Origin of the sequence: Corynebacterium sputi DSM 45148, from assembly GCF_000427865.1 — a bacterium.
GTDB classification, from domain to species: domain Bacteria; phylum Actinomycetota; class Actinomycetes; order Mycobacteriales; family Mycobacteriaceae; genus Corynebacterium; species Corynebacterium sputi.
On record NZ_KE386599.1, the window covers coordinates 1 to 18,084 of the forward strand.

General features: G+C 62.2%; 15 protein-coding genes and 1 pseudogene. 7 read left to right on the forward strand and 9 right to left on the reverse strand.

All coding sequences use genetic code 11. The annotated features are described in order from the left end of the window. The 3 genes and pseudogenes from YWU_RS17025 to YWU_RS0113340 form a co-directional block, all read left to right on the forward strand. Positions 1-251, forward strand: a pseudogene (locus tag YWU_RS17025) (integrase core domain-containing protein); the annotation flags it as partial. A gap of 145 nt (positions 252-396) precedes the next feature. Beyond that, on the forward strand, positions 397-1,170 hold the full coding sequence (locus YWU_RS18295; RefSeq protein ID WP_156892852.1) for a hypothetical protein: 774 nt from the start codon (positions 397-399) through the stop codon (positions 1,168-1,170). Between the two features lie 102 nt (positions 1,171-1,272). Next, entirely contained in the window at positions 1,273-2,160 is an 888-nt protein-coding gene (locus YWU_RS0113340; RefSeq protein ID WP_027020851.1) for an SGNH/GDSL hydrolase family protein, read from the forward strand. Positions 2,161-2,258: 98 nt separating this feature from the next. On the opposite strand, the gene YWU_RS17030 is transcribed toward YWU_RS0113340, so the two are convergent. Together YWU_RS17030 and glnA (YWU_RS0113350) are read right to left on the reverse strand one after the other, a co-directional pair. Further along, entirely contained in the window at positions 2,259-3,359 is a 1,101-nt protein-coding gene (locus YWU_RS17030; protein WP_240484148.1) for an oxygenase MpaB family protein, read from the reverse strand. A gap of 444 nt (positions 3,360-3,803) precedes the next feature. Beyond that, positions 3,804-5,240, reverse strand: coding sequence for a type I glutamate--ammonia ligase (gene glnA / locus YWU_RS0113350; protein ID WP_027020852.1), 1,437 nt, complete (start codon positions 5,238-5,240; stop codon positions 3,804-3,806). 401 nt (positions 5,241-5,641) lie between these two features. Here glnA (YWU_RS0113350) and YWU_RS17715 point away from each other — a divergent pair, with 401 nt between their 5' ends. Both YWU_RS17715 and YWU_RS17720 read left to right on the forward strand, forming a co-directional pair. Further along, on the forward strand, positions 5,642-6,124 hold the full coding sequence (locus YWU_RS17715) for an ABC transporter substrate-binding protein (RefSeq protein ID WP_051260375.1): 483 nt from the start codon (positions 5,642-5,644) through the stop codon (positions 6,122-6,124). Between the two features lie 42 nt (positions 6,125-6,166). Continuing rightward, positions 6,167-6,463, forward strand: a complete 297-nt coding sequence (locus tag YWU_RS17720; protein ID WP_156892853.1) for an ABC transporter substrate-binding protein — start codon at positions 6,167-6,169, stop codon at positions 6,461-6,463. Positions 6,464-6,555: 92 nt separating this feature from the next. Here YWU_RS17720 and glnA (YWU_RS0113360) read toward each other — a convergent pair whose 3' ends face one another. After that, on the reverse strand, positions 6,556-7,998 hold the full coding sequence (gene glnA, locus YWU_RS0113360; protein WP_420805327.1) for a type I glutamate--ammonia ligase: 1,443 nt from the start codon (positions 7,996-7,998) through the stop codon (positions 6,556-6,558). A 249-nt stretch (positions 7,999-8,247) separates the two neighbouring features. Here glnA (YWU_RS0113360) and YWU_RS0113365 point away from each other — a divergent pair, with 249 nt between their 5' ends. Next, a complete protein-coding gene (locus tag YWU_RS0113365) occupies positions 8,248-8,769 on the forward strand; it encodes an RDD family protein (RefSeq protein ID WP_027020854.1) in 522 nt (173 codons plus the stop codon). A gap of 201 nt (positions 8,770-8,970) precedes the next feature. Here YWU_RS0113365 and YWU_RS0113370 read toward each other — a convergent pair whose 3' ends face one another. The 5 genes from YWU_RS0113370 to YWU_RS0113390 form a co-directional block, all read right to left on the reverse strand. Continuing rightward, entirely contained in the window at positions 8,971-9,756 is a 786-nt protein-coding gene (locus YWU_RS0113370; protein WP_027020855.1) for a DUF4191 domain-containing protein, read from the reverse strand. Between the two features lie 171 nt (positions 9,757-9,927). After that, positions 9,928-10,968, reverse strand: a complete 1,041-nt coding sequence (gene lipA, locus YWU_RS0113375) for a lipoyl synthase (RefSeq protein WP_027020856.1) — start codon at positions 10,966-10,968, stop codon at positions 9,928-9,930. 10 nt (positions 10,969-10,978) lie between these two features. Further along, positions 10,979-11,707, reverse strand: coding sequence for a lipoyl(octanoyl) transferase LipB (gene lipB, locus YWU_RS0113380; RefSeq protein ID WP_034647998.1), 729 nt, complete (start codon positions 11,705-11,707; stop codon positions 10,979-10,981). A 116-nt stretch (positions 11,708-11,823) separates the two neighbouring features. After that, entirely contained in the window at positions 11,824-13,908 is a 2,085-nt protein-coding gene (gene sucB / locus YWU_RS0113385) for a 2-oxoglutarate dehydrogenase, E2 component, dihydrolipoamide succinyltransferase (RefSeq protein WP_027020858.1), read from the reverse strand. Positions 13,909-14,114: 206 nt separating this feature from the next. Beyond that, positions 14,115-15,629 carry a leucyl aminopeptidase gene (locus tag YWU_RS0113390; RefSeq protein ID WP_156892862.1) on the reverse strand — a complete coding sequence of 505 codons (1,515 nt, stop codon included), beginning with the start codon at positions 15,627-15,629 and terminating at the stop codon, positions 14,115-14,117. Positions 15,630-15,838: 209 nt separating this feature from the next. Here YWU_RS0113390 and YWU_RS0113395 point away from each other — a divergent pair, with 209 nt between their 5' ends. Continuing rightward, on the forward strand, positions 15,839-16,957 hold the full coding sequence (locus tag YWU_RS0113395; protein WP_027020860.1) for a branched-chain amino acid aminotransferase: 1,119 nt from the start codon (positions 15,839-15,841) through the stop codon (positions 16,955-16,957). 250 nt (positions 16,958-17,207) lie between these two features. Here the strand turns inward: YWU_RS0113395 and YWU_RS0113400 are convergent, their stop codons facing one another. Then, positions 17,208-18,083 carry an adenosylcobinamide-GDP ribazoletransferase gene (locus YWU_RS0113400; RefSeq protein ID WP_051260378.1) on the reverse strand — a complete coding sequence of 292 codons (876 nt, stop codon included), beginning with the start codon at positions 18,081-18,083 and terminating at the stop codon, positions 17,208-17,210. Position 18,084 lies beyond the last annotated feature (1 nt).

Sequence of the window (18,084 nt, forward strand, 5' to 3'; positions counted from 1 at the left end):
ACCGCATGGTCGGATCGATGGGCAAAGTCGGCGCTGCCGGCGATAACGCGGCCATGGAATCGTTCTTCAGCCTGCTCCAGAAGAACGTCCTCGACCGCCGCACTTGGACCCGCCGAGAAGAGCTGCGCATCGCGATCGTGATCTGGATCGAACGGACCTACCATCGGCGCCGTCGCCAACCCCGCCTCGGACGTTTGACCCCGATCGAGTTCGAGGCCATCATGAACACGCCAGCCGCACTGGCTGCGTGACTAGAACCTGTCACCTATCCGTGCAGCAGACCCAATCGATGAAAATGACGAGCCGGTCTTCGAGACCGTCACCACCACCGCTGCCTGGCTGACCTCTGACTACGGCCTGCGCGAGCCGGTCAGCGTCGAGTGGCTCGGCCACTCGGTGACGTTCTTCCCGGCCGTGGACGTCAACGGTGACTACCGTCCGAACCTCATCGGTGCGCCGGAGATCAAGAAGATCCAGGAAGATGCCGATAGCGGAATTCTGCCGAAGGTCAGCCTCGTGCAGTGGGACCGGGCATTCGGCCGCGGCACGATCACCCTGGATGACATCTCCAACCCGGGCAAGATTTTCCGCGACTGGCGCGAGACCGTCACCACCCGTGAGGACCTGGCCTGGATCGGCCGTCAGCTCGGAATGGGTAGCGCCGATGACGCTGTAGAGGAAGAGACCGACGCTACGGAGCCCGAATCCTCCCAGACCCCGCCTCCGTCTACCGATAGAACTCAGTCGTCTGTTGCAGGATCGTCGGCAGCACGCAGTGCATCAACCTCCGCTGATACTACGGAGGAAAGCACCTCGTCGAGCAGGTCGGCTACGTCGAGCACCACGACGTCCTCAAGCACGACGACCACCGCACCGCCTGCTCCGGCAGCACCGGAGACCAGTGCACCTGTCGAGCCGGCTGAGCCCACCACCTCGGCACCGGCAGCACCGGCCACTTCTCCTGCGGAGTCCGCACCGGCAGCACCGGCCACTTCTCCTGCGGAGTCCGCACCGGCAGCACCGGCCACTTCTCCTGCGGAGTCCGCACCGGCAGCACCGGCCACTTCTCCTGCGGAGTCCGCACCGGCAGCACCGGCCACTTCTCCTGCGGAGTCCGCACCGGAAAGCACCAACACCTCCTCTGACGAGGATCTAGTTGGAGCTGAATAACTCTGCGCTGACGTGAATTACCGCCCCGGCGGGACCGCAAAGGTCCTGTCGGGGCGGTTTTGTGAGTGGGCAGGCGACTATTCGCCGTTAGTCTGGTCGAGTATGAATCGGAAGCCGTCTCTGCCCCTGGTCCTTGTGCCTCTTCTCGTTGCTGCAGGCTGCGGTACAGCAGAAGATATACCTCCTCAGCCGGAGGCCCCGGACGACACAATCTCGCTTCCCGACGCCCACCTCACTTCCCTCGGCGATTCCTACGCCTCAATGGGCGGACGTGACAGCCCTCGTTCGGGCCCTGACTATTGCTACCGGACTATCGACAACTACCCCGCGCTTGTGGGGGAGCGCGCTGCCGTCTTCGAGGATGTCTCCTGCCAGGGTGCGGTGACCGATGATCTGCTGCAGCCCAGATCTACTCCTGATGGAGAGCTGCCTTCGCAGCTTGAAGCGCTGACACCAGAGGTGGACATAGTGACGCTCACCATCGGAGGAAATGATATTGGCTTCGGCCGCCTCGCTGACTGTGTGCTGTTGTCTACTGGCAGTGAGGGGCAGTCGGACTGCCGTGGACTTCTGGAGTCGGAGGTGGCGCAGGAGATGGATGCCCTGCCGGCACAACTCGACGAGATCTATGAGCAGATCGGTCAACGCACCGACGGCGCGGAGGTCTTCGCCACCGGATATATGCCGTTGGTTGCCTCTGTTCCGGAGTCGGATGAGGTGTGTGTGGGAATGGAGGTGATCTCTGACGCCGACCAGGAATGGACGGTCGGGCTCATCGCCGAACTGAACCATGTGGTGGAGGCTGCGGCAGAGCGAAATGGCGCCGAGTTTGTCATGCCAGAGGGCGCTGACAACCACACCTCCTGCGCCGAGCCTGAGCAACGGTGGGTCGACCTGCTTGGTGTGCAGACTGATGCGTACCCATTGCACCCCACCTCACTTGGACAACAGGCGATGGCAGATGCGCTTACATCCTCGATGGAAGAGTAGGCGTCTACCAAAGGCAGAACACCGGCCCACACTGTGTGTGCGGGCCGGTGTTCTAGTGTGCGGCTAAACCCGAGGTTCAGCGATCACTGAAGGCTCAGTTAGCTGGCCTTCTGAGGGGTGGTGATTTCCGAGCCGTCGGCCGAGCGAGCGCTCTCGAACTCGATGATGTCATCCTTGTGGTTGTGGCCGTAGCGGTTCAGGCCGGTGCCCTGCTGACGAGCGGCTGCCATGTCCTTGGCCTGCTCCAGTGGGGAGCGCGGGTCGCCGTGCATCTTGCGGGCGACCTCGGGGGTGTAAACACGAGGGGTTTTGGCCGGGATCTTCCGGACGCCCTGCTCAACGTACTTTGCTCCACGCGGGTTAACGGCGTCAATGAACCACATCTCGAGCGCGGGGAACTTGTAAACCGATCGGAGGATGACGCGCCACAGTGCGATGGCGAAGGCATCCTTCACCGGGCCCTGCTTCACTCCGGCCATCTTGCGCATCCAACGCGGGTACGTCGCGATGACGCTCCAGCGGAAGAACGGACGACCAATGACCTGCAAGGGGCGAGGGAGGCCGTGGAAAGCAGTGGTGAAGGCATCCAGGATGTGGTCGATGTTGAACACAGCAGCTTCGGAAGCGCCGAGCTTCTCACGCCAGGAGTCCAGGTATTCCTGGGCCTGTCCGCGGGTCTCCGGGAAGTCAGTCAGGTCGATCGGCTGGAACTTGGCAGCAGTCTTACACTCTGCCCAGTACTGATTCTCTTCGTCACGGGAGAGCTTTCCTGGGCCGAAAGTCTCGTACACGTAGATGATCGAGTGCCACGCAGTGATGTGGATCCACTTCTGGGACTCCGACGCGTTGGAGTCGTAGTCCTTGCCGGTGACCGGGTTCGGACCGTAGGAACGGCCGTGGACCTTCATTAGCACGTCGGCCATCTTGATAACGGTCTTGGAGTCAGCGAACAAAACCGCAGCAAAGTATTCCATGGTTCGGTCATAGCGAATCGGAGTGCGCTGGACCACCTGGCAGGAGTGCTCAATGGCAGTTGCCAGATCCGGGTCGAGGTGCTCGATAGTTACAGCACGAACGAATCCCTGGAAGGCCGAAGCCGGGAAGGTCCAGACCTTCCATGCGACGGACTCGGGGCCGAAAAAGCCCTCATCCTCGCGGATGTAGTCGTGCTTGGCGACAGGTGCCTTCTTTGCGTTCATCTTCATTCACGCTTGGGAAGAACTTGGCTGGCTGAAAGATCTGGGTACCTCGAAGGCCTCGGTTATGCCGAATCCCCTGAAATACGTGATGCAATGCACATTATCAGCAGGTTCTTCCAACACCGAACAATTTTAGTATTGCTTTGCAAACATATAAACATTCGTGTATGTTGCGCCACGCCAACGCTGTTACCTGTGGAGATATTAAGTGCCGTCAGATTCCCTTATCCGGGGGCGATCTCACCAATTGAGAAGTTGATTTAGGCCACAGAGTCCGCTCCAGAAGCGCCATTATGGAGTATGGCGGAACCAGCGAGCTCTGCTATCGACACGTTCCAGGGGGTGCCCGAGGGCGGCCATGCGAAAGCCCCGTCCGGCCTGCGGAGCAGGGCGGACGGGGCCGTCGGGAAGCGAGTTTTTAGTGCTCGCTGAGGTGTTTACGACCTAGCAGTCGTAGTACATCTCGAATTCCTGCGGGGTCGGGCGCAGGCGGACCGGTGCGATCTCGTTGTCGTACTTGTAGCCGATGTAGGTATCGAGGAGGTCCTCGGTGAAGACGTCGCCTTCGAGCAGGAACTCGTTGTCCTCGGCTAGAGCAGCCAGGGAGGCCTCCAGAGAGGTCGGTGCCTGCGGGATGCCGGCAGCCTCCTCCGGCGGGAGCTCGTAGAGGTCCTTGTCGACCGGAGCATGCGGCTCGATGCGGTTCTTGATGCCGTCCAGGCCAGCCATCATCATCGCAGCGAAGCCGAAGTACGGGTTGGACGACGGGTCCGGAGCGCGGAACTCCAGTCGCTTTGCCTTCGGGTTGTTGCCGGTGATCGGGATACGGACCGCGGCGGAGCGGTTGCGCTGCGAGTACACCAGGTTGATCGGAGCCTCGAAGCCCGGGACCAGACGGTGGTAGGAGTTCAGCGTCGGGTTGGTGAACGCAAGAACCGCGCCGGCGTGCTTCAGGATGCCGCCGATGTAGTAGCGAGCCATGTCGGACAGGCCGGCGTAACCGGACTCGTCGTGGAACAGCGGCTTGCCGTCCTTCCACAGCGACTGGTGAGCGTGCATGCCCGAACCATTGTCACCGGAGAGCGGCTTCGGCATGAAGGTTGCGGACTTGCCGGCGTTCCATGCGGTGTTCTTGATGATGTACTTGAAGGACTGCAGGTCATCAGCCGCGTGCAGCAGCGTGTTGAACTTGTAGTTGATCTCCTGCTGGCCACCGGTGCCGACCTCGTGGTGAGCGCGCTCCAGGTCGAAACCTGCGTTCATGAGGTTGGTGCTCATCTCATCGCGCAGATCCTGGTAGTGGTCGTACGGAGCGGTGGGGAAGTAGCCACCCTTCATACGGGTCTTGTAGCCCAGGTTCGTGGAGCCATCCGGGTTGGTGTCTGCGCCACGGTTCCACCAGCCTTCAACCGAGTCGACCTCGTAGTAGCCGTGGTTGGTGTCGGTGGAGAACTTGACCTTGTCGAAGAGGTAGAACTCTGCCTCTGCGCCGAAGAAGCAGGTGTCGGCGATGCCGGTGGAGGTGAGGTATTCCTCCGCCTTGCGGGCCACGTTGCGGGGGTCGCGAGAGAAGGGCTCGAGGGTGAACGGGTCGTGGACGAAGAACTTGACGTTCAGCGTCTTGGCCTTACGGAACGGGTCGATCCGTGCGGTCTCCAGGTCGGGCAGCAGAGCCATGTCGGACTCGTCGATGGTGGTGAAGCCGCGGACGGAAGAGCCGTCGAAGGCCATTCCCTCTGCGATAGCGTCCTCGTCGAATGCGCTGGCGGGAACGGTGAAGTGCTGCTCCTGTCCCGGAACGTCGGAGAAGCGGACATCGACGAACTCGATGTTCTCATCCTTGATCTTCTTAACGATTGCCTCAGGCGAGGTATTACCCATTGTGGTTCCTTCAGGTCGGTGACAGGACCGATGGTGCAAATTCAGCAGGCTGGATACTTTCCACCATCGGGAACATGTATCAGCCTAAGAAAGCGGTGTTTCCCAGCCTGTTCACCTATGTTTCAAACCCGTAAACCCCGATTGTGTGATAAATCACCATAGGGATTAATGCAGGTAAAGACATGCTTTACGACGTTTGTTGCCCCACCAGAGCCCCACGCATCCCTCTCAGGTGCTCATCTGAAAGCCCCCTGAGCGCAAGTATTCGACCGATCCGCCGTATTCGGAGTCGATTCGTTCCAGAGTTGACTGCATCACATCGGCGGGGATGTGGAGATGGACGAGGCCTTTGGCTCCTCCGAGTCCGAGGACGGTGTCATTCCCGCGAGATCACCCACACCATGGGCACAACCGAGATTGAATCAGAGCCCTCCAGGATTGTCGTCATCAGCGGAGGCCAGCTCGATGCGGCTCTGAGTCTCGGTGTCGTTCCCTTAGGCGCAACCAACGCCACAGGTGCAGAGCTCATCCCTGAGTGCCTGCGAGAGGCCGCTCCCGAGTCTGCCGGACGGTTGGATCAGATCGATTCGGTCGGACAACGCACCGACCCCGGCCTTGAGGCCATCGCGGAACTTGAGCCGGACCTCATCCTGGGCAACCAGAGTGGTCTTGAGGATCTGTACCCGGAACTGAGCAAGATCGCCCCGACAGTTCTGTCCGTGGGCGCTCCACCGCAGTGGCGCGAGGACTATCTGCTGCTGGCGGCGTCGCTTGGTAAACAGCAACAAGCCGAGATTGTCCTCGATGACCTGTCCGCACAGGCAGCTGACATCGACGAGTCGCACTCGAATGACGACGAGGTCGTATCTCTCATCCGCTTCTAGGAAGACCGCATCCGTGCCATGGGGGCCCAATCCACTGCAGGAATGGCGACCCTCGAGTCCGGATTCCGCTCTCCGGACGTCGCCCCCGACGAGGACGTTTCAGTCGACATCTCCTCCGAAGAACTCACCCAGCTCGACGGCGACATGATCATCTACGGCGCCATGGGAGGCAGTGCTGAGGTCGAAGAAGAAGTCAGCTCGATGTGGGAAAACCTCGACGCCGTCGCTGCTGACAACGCCCACGAAGTCGACGACACCATCTGGTTCCAGAACGCAGGACCGCTCGCAACGAAGATGATCCTGGCTCAGTTCCAGGAGTTCCTCGCCCAGGCTGAATAGGTGCCGTCCCTACTAACGCGAAACTCCCCTCGCCCGGCCGTGGAACGGTGGGTGAGGGGAGCGTCGGGAAGCGGGTTTCGAGCTTGTACGACCTAGCAGTCGTAGTACATCTCGAATTCCTGCGGGGTCGGGCGCAGGCGGACCGGAGCGATCTCGTTCTCGTACTTGTAGTCGATGTACGTGGAGATGAGGTCCTCGGTGAAGACGTCGCCTTCGAGCAGGAACTCGTGGTCCTTGCGCAGAGCCTCGAGGGAAGCCTCCAGAGAAGTCGGTGCCTGCGGGATGCCAGCAGCCTCCTCCGGGGGCAGCTCGTAGAGGTCCTTGTCGACCGGGGCGTGCGGCTCGGTACGGTTCTTGATTCCGTCCAGGCCAGCCATCATCATCGCGGCGAACGCGAAGTACGGGTTGGATGACGGGTCCGGCGCGCGGAACTCAATGCGCTTGGCCTTCGGGTTGTTACCCGTGATCGGGATACGCACAGCGGCCGAACGGTTGCGCTGCGAGTAGACCAGGTTGATCGGAGCCTCGAAGCCCGGGACCAGACGGTGGTAGGAGTTCAGCGTCGGGTTGGTGAACGCCAGAACAGCGCCAGCGTGCTCCAGGATGCCGCCGATGAAGTAACGCGCCATGTCGGATAGGCCGGCGTAACCGGACTCATCGTGGAACAGCGGCTTGCCGTCCTTCCACAGGGACATGTGGGCGTGCATGCCCGAGCCATTGTCGCCGGACAGCGGCTTCGGCATGAAGGTCACGGACTTGTTGTTACGCCACGCGACATTCTTGATGATGTACTTAAACGCCTGCAGATCATCGGCAGCGTGCAGCAGGGAGTTGAACCGGTAGTTGATCTCCTGCTGTCCACCGGTGCCGACCTCGTGGTGGGCGCGCTCCAGTTCGAATCCGCCGCGGTCCAGCTCCTGGCACATTTCGTCGCGCAGGTCCTGGTAGTGGTCGTACGGAGCGGTGGGGAAGTAGCCGCCCTTCATCCGGGTCTTGTAGCCCAGGTTCGTGGAGCCATCCGGGTTGGTGTCCTCGCCGCGGTTCCACCAGCCTTCAACGGAATCGACCTCGTAGTAGCCAACGTTGGTGTCGGTGGCGTACTTGACGCTGTCGAAGACGTAGAACTCCGCCTCAGCACCAAAGAAACAGGTGTCTGCGATACCGGTGGACACCAGGTACTCCTCGGCCTTACGCGCAACATTGCGCGGGTCACGGGAGAACGGCTCCAGGGTGAACGGATCGTGCACGAAGAAACGGACGTTCAGCGTCTTTGCCTTGCGGAACGGATCGACCCGGGCGGTGGCCAGATCCGGCAGCAGCGTCATATCGGACTCGTCGATGGTGGTGAAGCCGCGGATCGACGAACCGTCGAAGGCCAGGCCTTCCTCCATCGCGTCGACCGTGAACTGGTGTGCCGGAACAGTAACGTGCTGCTCCGTTCCTGGCACATCGCTGAAGCGGACGTCAACGAACTGGACGTCTTCTTCCTCGATAAATTTGACGACGTCCTCGGGTGAGGTGAAACCCACGTTCATGCTCCTAGTAGCAGATTGTCAGCCGACGAGGCTCGGACAAATACGTGCGTTGGGGTGCCCCGCCGGAAGACCTGGCGGACGGGCCGCGATTGGCGGACCGTCCAAGGCCATGTCGGCGATTATATCGAATTGTCTCCCACGCGTTGCGGTGGTGTTGATTTCGGTTTAACTTATGGGGCTTCCCGACGTCCCTTTCAACGTCCACCAGCCCAAGTCAGAGATTCTCCGATCGGCAGCTATGCTGGGCCTATGGCCGACAACCGAAGCTGGCTCGAAGGACCGCAGGTCCCGGGTCAATACGACAACCCCGAAAAAGTCTCCAAGTACGCCGGTGAGAACCTCGGGCTTGAAAAGACCGGACCGGGATCCATCGCCAGCCTGGGCCGCCGAATCGGTGCTCTCTTGCTTGACTGGGTCGTCTGCATGGTCATTACTGGAGTGCTCTTCCTACCGTTCGGCCCCAGTGGCGAGCAGCTCGACCGGTTCGGTGGAGACACCTACATGGCGTTCCAGAACTTCTCCGCTATTTGGACTCTGCCGATCTTCATCATCGTTGGATCCCTCTCCGTGATCCTCTTCTCCCGTACTCCGGGGCACATGATGCTTGGCATGGGTGTGGCACGCGTCGATCGCCCGGATCAGGGCGTGGGTATCTGGCGCCCGATCGTCCGCACCGTGTTGACCGCGTTTGTGCTCCCGCCGGTGGTTCAGGACTCCGACGGCCGCGGCATGCACGACCGCGCAACCGGAACGGTTGTCATCAGGGGATAACCGCAGTTCGGTGACCCGGTTCGGTAAAGGCCGTCGTTCACTCCCTGGAGAAACCGCAGGTCAACACGGTGGTCGTTTTTCGGTGTTCCTCGAACGGGGTCACCGGCGAATTGCAGCGGATAAACGAGCCGCCAGGCATAAAAAATCGCCCCCACGCTCCGGTCAATTCCGGACAGCGTGGGGGCGACAGGCGAATGGTCGTTAGCCCTTGCCGTTGCTTCGATCAGAGGCACGACGAGCACGACGGTTCATGCCGGAGACATTGCCACCCTTGGGGACCGGGCCACCCGGGAGCTGATTACGCATGTCGCGGTTGCGGTCCATGGTCTCCAGTCGGGTATTCAGGGCATTGGCCTGAGCCTTGTTGTAGTTACGCGGGAAGCGCAACAGCACTCGCTGGATGTTCTTCACCGGGGTCTGGCCCTCCTCAGAGCCAACCATGAGCTCGTAGATCGGGGCTTCGCCGACGATGCGGGAGAGGGCGCGCTTCTCCTTGGCCATCATCTGGCGCACGCGGTGCTCATTGCCCTCACCGACCAGGACAACGCCCGGGTTACCGACAACGCGGTGCACCGCATCCATCTGCTGGTTCGCAGCGACGGCGTTCTTGGTGTGCCACACGATGCCTACACCGGTACGCAGGTTATCCAGTGCCCACGCAGCAGCACCGGCCTGACCTTCAGCCTCGGAGTAGAAGTTGTTCTGCAGACGACGCGAGAAGGTCCACATGCCAGCCATGATTCCGAACAGGATGCCGAAGATCGGCATAGTCCACATCCAGAACCCACCGAGCAAGATACCCAGGCCCACGAACACAACCACCGGGCCGAGGAAGGCCAGCAGCATGATCGGGATGAGCTTCTTGTCTCGTCCCTTGAGCATCTTGAAGGCCTGCCACATCTGACTGCGGGTAGCCTTGCGCTTCGCGCGCTTCTCTTCCTTCTGAGCCTTCTTGAAGGCCTTTACGTCAACGTCGTCTTTCGCCATGATCCTGAGTCTAAGGCATGAATGACGCCCCGAACCTCATCGGGAGGTCACGGGGCGTTCACAGGTGGCGAACTGCATTCGCTCAACGGGGTCTTGACTGCTTTCCCTACCCATTTCCTGGCCTATTCCTCAGTGGCGGGAGAGGGGTGGGGAGAAGGGGACGTCGGGAGGCTAATTCATTGCTGCAACCGGAGTGTCAGTGGAAGCGCCGAACTTGGCCAGAACCTTCGACGCCTCCTGATCGGAGGAGCCGTCCTCTTCCAGGCCGATGAGGTGCTCCGGCAGTGCTTCGCCGCGGGCGGCCTTCGCGCGGGCGTACAGGCTGCCCGAGCGGTACGAGGAACGCACCAACGGGCCGGCCATAACGCCGGAGAAGCCGATTTCCTTTGCAATGTCCGAGAACTCCACGAACTCCTCCGGCTTGACCCACCGGTCAATCGGGTGGTGCAGCGGGGAGGGGCGCAGGTACTGGGTGATCGTGAGGATGTCCGTGCCGGACTCCACCAGATCGTGCATGGTGCTGAGAATCTCCTCGCGAGTCTCACCCATGCCGAGGATAAGGTTGGATTTGGTCACCAGACCGTAGTCACGGGCAGCCTGGATCATTTCCAGCGAGCGCTCGTAATTGAACGCCGGGCGGATCACCTTGAAGATGCGCGGGACAGTCTCCAGGTTGTGGGCGAAGACCTCCGGGCGGGACTCGAAGACGGCCTCTGCGCCCTTCTCATCGCCACGGAAGTCGTCAATGAGGAGCTCGACACCGGTGTTCGGGTTCAGCTCGTGGATCTGGCGGCAGGTCTCGGCGTAGAGCCAAGACGCGCCGTCCGGAAGATCATCGCGGGCAACGCCGGTGACGGTGGCGTAGCGCAGGCCCATCTCGCGGACGTTCTCAGCGACACGGCGCGGCTCGTCGCGATCCAGGCCATCCGGGCGGCCGGTAGCGATGTTGCAGAACGCGCAGCGACGGGTACAGACGTCGCCACCGATGAGGAACGACGCCTCACGGGATTCCCAACACTCGTACTTGTTGGGGCAGTTAGCCTCCTGGCAGACGGTGTGCAGAGATGAGGAGGTCACTCGCTCGCGCATCGCCTGGTATTCCGGACCGGTTTTAGCGGTCGTGCGGATCCAGCGGGGCTTCTGCTCGATCGGGCTTTCTGCGTTCTTCGCCTCGATGCGTAGGAGGCGGCGGCCTTCAGGTGCTTGTGGCATATTCGTGATCCTACGTGGTGCTTTCGGTGAGGTGGAGTGCGCCTGACAGAGCAGCGTCGATAGCCTCGGCCATCGGTGCAATCAGGTCGTTGACGGAAATTTCGCGGTCAAGTTCCGCGGCGAGAGTGGTGACGCCAGCGTCAGGAATCCCGCAGGCAACGATGTGGTCGTAGTGCTCCAGGGAGTTATCGACGTTGATCGCCAGCCCATGCATGGTGACCCCGTGGGTGACTCGGATGCCGATCGCGGCGACCTTCCTAGCGGGCTTAATCACGCCTTGGGAGATCCCGGCGGGCAGCCAGACCCCAGAGCGTCCCTCGACGCGTCCGGCATCGGTCAGACCCAGGTCGTGCACCACCTTGAGGATGGCCTCTTCGATCCGGCGAACATAGTCGACCACGTCCAGCGGCTCGCGAAGTTTCACTAGGGGATAGGCGACCAATTGTCCGGGGCCGTGCCAGGTGATGCGGCCGCCGCGATCGACGTCCACCACTGGAGTCCCGTTGGTCGGCCGGTCCTCTGGCTGCGTGCGTTTGCCTGCGGTGTAGGTGCTTGGGTGTTCCAGCATCCACACCTGGTCCGGGGCCTCGCCTGTCGCGATGGCGTCCGCGGTGTCCTGCTGGCGGTGCCAGGTCTCGGAGTAGTCCACGGTGCCGAGTTCTATGAACTCCAGTGGGCCGTCGGACGCCCGGATTGAGTCCGACTGCAGGGGGGTGTCCTGATCAATGACGTCTGCCATGGCTTACACCGTACGCGGTCAGGAAAAGACGCGTTACGACGCCCACCGCCCCACACTCCAAACTCGGAGTGCGGGGCGGTGGGTGAGATCGGGCTGGCGCCCGGTCGCGGGCGAAACTAGTCGAGCTCGAGGTCGAAGTCCGCGGCCTGCAGCTGGGCGATGATCGTGGTCAGGAAGCGACCGGCGTCAGCGCCATCGATCAGACGGTGATCGTAGGTCAGCGGCAAGTAGACCATGGCACGGATGCCAATGGCGTCGCTGTCACCCTCGGTGACAACGACCGGGCGCTTCTTGATAGCGCCGGTACCCATCATCGCGCCCTGCGGCGGAACCAGGATCGGGGTGTCAGAGAGCGCACCCTCGGAGCCGATGTTGGTGATGGTGAAGGTGCCACCGGACAGGTCGTTCGGCTTGAGCTTGTTGTTGCGTGCGCGGTCAGCGATGTCGATGATCGCGGCCGACAGCTCAGCGAGGGACATGTCCTGCGCGTCATGGATGACCGGGGAGAGCAGTCCACGCTCGGTGTCCACGGCGATGCCGAGGTTCACGCGGTCGTGGTAGGTGATCTCCTTGGTCTTGTCATCCCAGGAAGCGTTGACGTTCGGGTGCAGAACCAGAGCCTCAACAGCAGCCTTGGCGAAGAACGGCAGGAAGGTCAGTTTGGTGCCGTGCTTGTCTTGGAACGCGGCCTTGTTCTCGGCGCGCAGTTCCCAGACCTCGGTCATGTCGGCCTCGTGGACCTGGGTCAGCTGAGCAGAAGTCTGCAGCGACTCGAGGGTCTTGGACGCGGTGATCTCGCGGATGCGGTTGACGCGCTTGGTGGTGCCGCGGAGCTCGGCCAGTTCCGGACGAACGCCCGGACGCGGTGCCTTTTCCTCGGCTGCCGGAGCGGCGGACTCTCCACCCTCAGCTGCCTTGAGCACGTCCTGCTTGCGGATACGGCCGCCGATGCCGGAGCCCTCAATGGAGTTGAGGTCGACACCGTGCTGCTCAGCGAGCTTGCGGACCAGCGGAGTGACGTACGGGGTGTCACCGGAGCTCTTCTTCGGAGCAGACTTCGGAGCTTCCTTCTTCGGCTCCTCCTTCTTCTCCTCCTGCTTCGGTGCAGCCTTAGGAGCCTCCTTCTTGGGCTCCTCCTTCTTTTCCTGCTTCGGCTCTTCCTTCTTCGGAGCCGGCTTCTTCTCTTCCTTCTTGGGCTCCGCCTTCTTGGCCGGAGCCGCGCCCTCTTCACCGATGCGAGCGATCACGGCGCCGACGTCGACAGTGTCGTCGACCTCAGCGAGGATCTCGACCAGGGTGCCGGCGACCGGGGAGGGGATCTCGGTGTCGACCTTGTCGGTGGAGACCTCCAGCAGCGGGTCATCGACCTCGACGGTGTCTCCGACTTCCTTCAGCCAGGTGGTGATGGTGCCTTCGGTGACGGACTCGCCGAGCTCGGGCATTTCGACGTCGGTGGTCTCACCGGATCCGCCGGAGGAAGCCTCCTCCTCGGTGGACGGCTCATCCGCTGCGTCCTCGTCGACCTCGGGCTCATCGGCGTCTTCGACCGGTGCACCTTCAGTGGCGGCCGGGGACGGCTTGCGCTCGTCCTTCTTGGCCGGGGCGGAGCCTTCTTCGCCGATGCGAATGATGACTGCTCCAACGTCGACGGTGTCATCGACCTCAGCGAGGATCTCGACGACAGTACCGGCGACCGGGGAGGGGATCTCGGTGTCGACCTTGTCGGTGGAGACCTCCAGCAGCGGGTCATCGACGGAGACGGTGTCTCCGACCTCGACCAGCCAGGTGGTGATGGTGCCCTCGGTGACGGACTCGCCGAGCTCCGGCATCTCGACGTCGGTGCTCTCACCGGAGCCGCCGGAGGATGCCTCAGAGGAACCGGAGTCGTCGGACTCGGCCGGCGCCTCAGCGGGCTCTTCCTCGGCCTCATCGGAACCGTTATCGGAGGAGGATGCTTCCTCGCCCTCGTCCCCGATTTCTGCGATCGCGGCACCGACCTCTACGGTGTCGTCGACCTCAGCCAGAATCTTGGTCAGAACGCCGGCGACAGGAGACGGAATCTCCGTGTCGACCTTGTCCGTGGATACCTCCAGCAAAGGCTCGTCGACCTCTACTGAGTCTCCGACCTCCTTCAGCCAGGTGGTGATGGTGCCTTCGGTAACGGACTCTCCGAGTTCCGGCATTTCGATTGAGGTCGCCATGTTGGTGCACTCCTCGACTTTCGCGACTTGTGAGTAATCAATCACAGCGTACCGTGACTAATCCGCGAATGTGTCGCCTGGTGTGAACACCGTGTGCCTGGCGGGTTGGGCCCGACGGTGAACCCCCGGTAAAACCCGTGTTCACCAGCCCCCCAACCTGCCTGCCGACGTCGCCGGCAAGGCAGTGAGGGCGGTGTGTCGCGGCGTTAGTTCTCTGAATCCTCGGATGCGCCGTTGTTCGTGACGTCCTCCAGTGCCGCAAGCAGGGTCCGCACCGGCGAGCCGGTACCGCGCTTGGGGGTGTATCCCCACGGCGAGGAGGTGTTGTAAGACGGGCCAGCGATGTCGATGTGCGCCCACTCCACGTCGTCAGAGACGAAGTGTTGCAGGTAAGAACCAGCCACAGACATACCGCCTTCACGGCCGGCTCCGATGTTCTGCAGATCGGCGATCTGAGACTTCAATCCCTCCGCCAGTTCTGCCGGCAGCGGCATTGCCCAGCCGCCCTCGCCGACCTCACGGGAGAGCTCTGCCACTCGGTCGCGGAACTCCTCCGTTCCCATGACACCTGGGGTGCGGTTGCCCAGAGCCACCAGCTGAGCGCCGGTGAGGGTGGCGGTATCGATGAGGAACTCCGGGTCATCCTCGCAGGCGCGAACGATGGCGTCGGCCAGAATTAGACGGCCCTCGGCATCGGTGTTGAGGATCTCAACGGTCGTGCCGCCGTACTGGGTGATGACGTCACCAGGTCGGTAGGACAGGCCGTCCGGCATGTTCTCTGCCATCGGCACCGTGGCAGTGACCTCAAGGGGCAGGTTCAGGCGAGCAGCCAGGGTGACGGTCGCGATAACAGCGGCGGCGCCACCCATATCGGAGATCATGTTGCCCATCTGAGCACCGGGCTTCAGTGAGATTCCACCGGTATCGAACGTGACGCCCTTGCCGACGAGCCCGAACTTTCGCTCGCCACCGCGGTGAATCAGTCGGACCAGACGAGGTCCGCGTGAGGAGCCAGCGCCGACTGCGGTGAGGCCGCCGAAGCCGCCCTCGGAGAGGGCGACGTCGTCAAGCACCTCCACCTCCAAACCGGAGTCTTCCGCCAGCGCGGAAGCTACAGCGGCGAAGGACTCCGGGTACAGGTCCGCGGAGTTGGTGTTCACCAGGTCGCGGGCGGTGCACACCGCGTCGACGACGCTGGCGGCACGGGCGACTTGCTCATCGCTAGCACCGAGGACGGTGACGGTCAGCGGGGAATCGCCATTGCCGTTGTCCTTGCCATTGTTTGCGCCCTTAAGGCCCTTGTAGGAGTAACCGCCGAGACCGGCGCCCTCGAGAGCGCCTACGACGTCAAGGACACCCAACGTCGACACGATCTTCTCCGACCCGGAGGTCGCACGCATCGCCGCACCGGCTGCGCGGCGGACATCATCAGCAGACGGATCCTCGTCACCGAGGCCGACCGCGACGATGGAATCGGTATCGATTCCCTCTGGTGCGGGGATGCGAGTGGTTGATTCCAACGAACCCTTCGCACCAACGGCGACGAGCATGCGAAGGACGTCTTCCGAGTGGTCCCCCAGAGCTCCGGTGGCGATCAATTCCAGGCCGTCATCGCCATCCAGGACGGCCACGATCCACGTGTCCGCATCCGCCGGAATCTCCTCTGCGGCTGCGCCTTCCAGTCGCACGCGGCGACCGACCGACGGCAGTAAATTCGCCATGACCTGAGCATTCGGCGCCCACGGGCCGAACTTCTGCTTCTTCTCCGCCTCACCCGACATGAAAACACCTTTCCGTCCGGCCGCACCTTCCATAGGTCGGCCGGAAAACTCACCCGCCGGTTCAGACGGCGGTGCTTTTTTTGGGACGCCACCACCGTACCGGCACCTTTACTTCATGGACCGAGACTTACCTGTCTAGAATTTCCCTCATGGCTGCACTGAACTTCGAGATCACTCCCAACCCGAACCCGCGCTCAGACGCGGAGCGGGAGGCCATCCTGGAAGCTCCCGGGTTTGGCAAGTACATGTCTGACCACATGGTCCTGATCGACTGGGACTCGGATAACGGGTGGCACAACGCCCGGGTACAGGCTTATGGGCCCATCTCCATGGACCCGGCGTCCTCAGTTCTGCACTACGGCCAGTCCATCTTTGAAGGTCTCAAGGCTTACCGTCACGAGGATGGCTCCATCGTGACTTTCCGCCCGGAGCAGAACGCTCGGCGTTTCCAGCGCTCGGCTGAGCGCATTGCGATGCCGGAACTGCCGGAGGAGCTCTTCCTCGAGTCGGTGCGCCAGCTCGTCGAGATCGATTCCGCATGGGTTCCCGCTGCCGGTGGCGAGGAGTCCCTCTACCTCCGTCCGATCATGTTCGCGACGGAGCAGACTCTGGGTGTGCACCCCTCCGACTCGTACACCTTCATGGTTATTGCGAGCCCGGCTGGTGCGTACTTCTCCGGCGGCATCAACCCGGTGAAGGTCTGGCTGTCCCACGAGTACGTTCGTGCCTCCCCAGGCGGCACCGGTGATGCAAAATTCGCCGGAAACTACGCGGCCTCGTTGGCCGCTCAGTCCCAGGCTGAGGAGAAGGGCTGCGACCAGGTGGTCTGGCTCGACGCAATCGAGCGCACTTACATCGAAGAGATGGGCGGAATGAACCTCGCCTTCATCTACGGCTCTAGCGACAACGCTGAAGACCTCACCCTGGTGACCCCGGCGCTGTCCGGTTCGCTGCTGCCGGGCATCACCCGTGACTCGCTGTTGATGGTTGCCGCAGATATGGGCCTGAAGGTCCAGGAGCGCCGCATTTCGGTGGAGGAGTGGGAGAAGGATTCCACCTCCGGCGCGATGTCTGAAGCTTTCGCCTGCGGTACCGCTGCGGTGATCACCCCGGTCGGAACCATCGACTCCCGTGATGGCTCCTTCACAGTCAACGGCGCCGAGACCGGCTCCTGGACGATGAAGCTGCGTGAGCACCTCACCGGAATCCAGCGTGGTGTCGTCGAGGACGTGCACAACTGGAACAGCATCCTGGTCCCTGCTCAGTAGGCAACTACATACGACGATGGCCCCGTGAATGAATTCACGGGGCCATCGTCACGGAGACCACTGGTTGGCTCGTTCGTTGCGCCCCGGCAAACGGACGACGCTCGAGTTATGTGGGCGAGCCCCATTGGGGCCTCCGTCCCGCCCTTTCAGGCGGTGTAACCATGATGCTAACGGTGTTGTCCGGGCCGGTCAACGGGTTTTTTGGGTATCACCCGAGCCAGCCAAAAATGGGGGTGATCTGCATCACGGATCAGCCCAGTACCAGCGCAAACCCGAGCAGCACCGCGGTGGCGGCGGTGGTGAATTCCACGACGGTTCCCAATACATCGCCATTAATTCCGCCGAAACGGCGGTTGCATAGCCGTCCCAGCCACACGGCTATACCTACCGCAACAGCACAGGCTGCCAGCCCTGCCCAGCCGGCGATCACAGAGGAGATTCCCGCCAGCGAGATCCACCACAGCGCAATCGACCACAGAGGCTGAGTACCCGCGACGAGTGATCCGAAGCCCGACTCAGAGAATGGCCCCCACCGTGTCGAGCAGGCCGTCATAGATGCAGCGCGAGATAGCACTGCCGGGAGTATTGCCGTAGTCGCGGCGAGGAGGAGTGGGGAGAGGGGGGCGTCGGGAAGCATTTTTTGAGAGAGACCCACCGCCAGCATCGCGTAACCGGCGACCTGCACCAAGTGCGTCATGCCGACGGCGGCGACGGCCACCGGGCCAGCAGATGCGTCTGCAAGGACCGCTCGGGCCTTCTCTGGGGGACCATAGGAGCCTAGGGCGTCAGTGACGTCGGCCAAGCCGTCCGCGTGCATGGCTCGAGTCAGCGCGAGCCCTAGGACAACAGCAAGGGCCCCGGCGACGAAAGCGCCGATGGCGATTGCCGCCTCGCCGGAGTCGGACACTAACCAAGAGATCAGAAGAATCACTGCGGCAGCGGCGACGCCGGGGACGAGTCCCACCACAGGGATCGACGCGATTGCGCGGCGGCCGGTGACGCGATCGAAAGTCGTGGCGCCGCGGACGGGGATGATCGTGAGCCAGGAGAACGCGGTGGCGACGCCTTCAGTCAGCGCGTGGCCATGCTTACCAGAGCCGGCCTGGGGTCCTGCCTTTCCGGACACC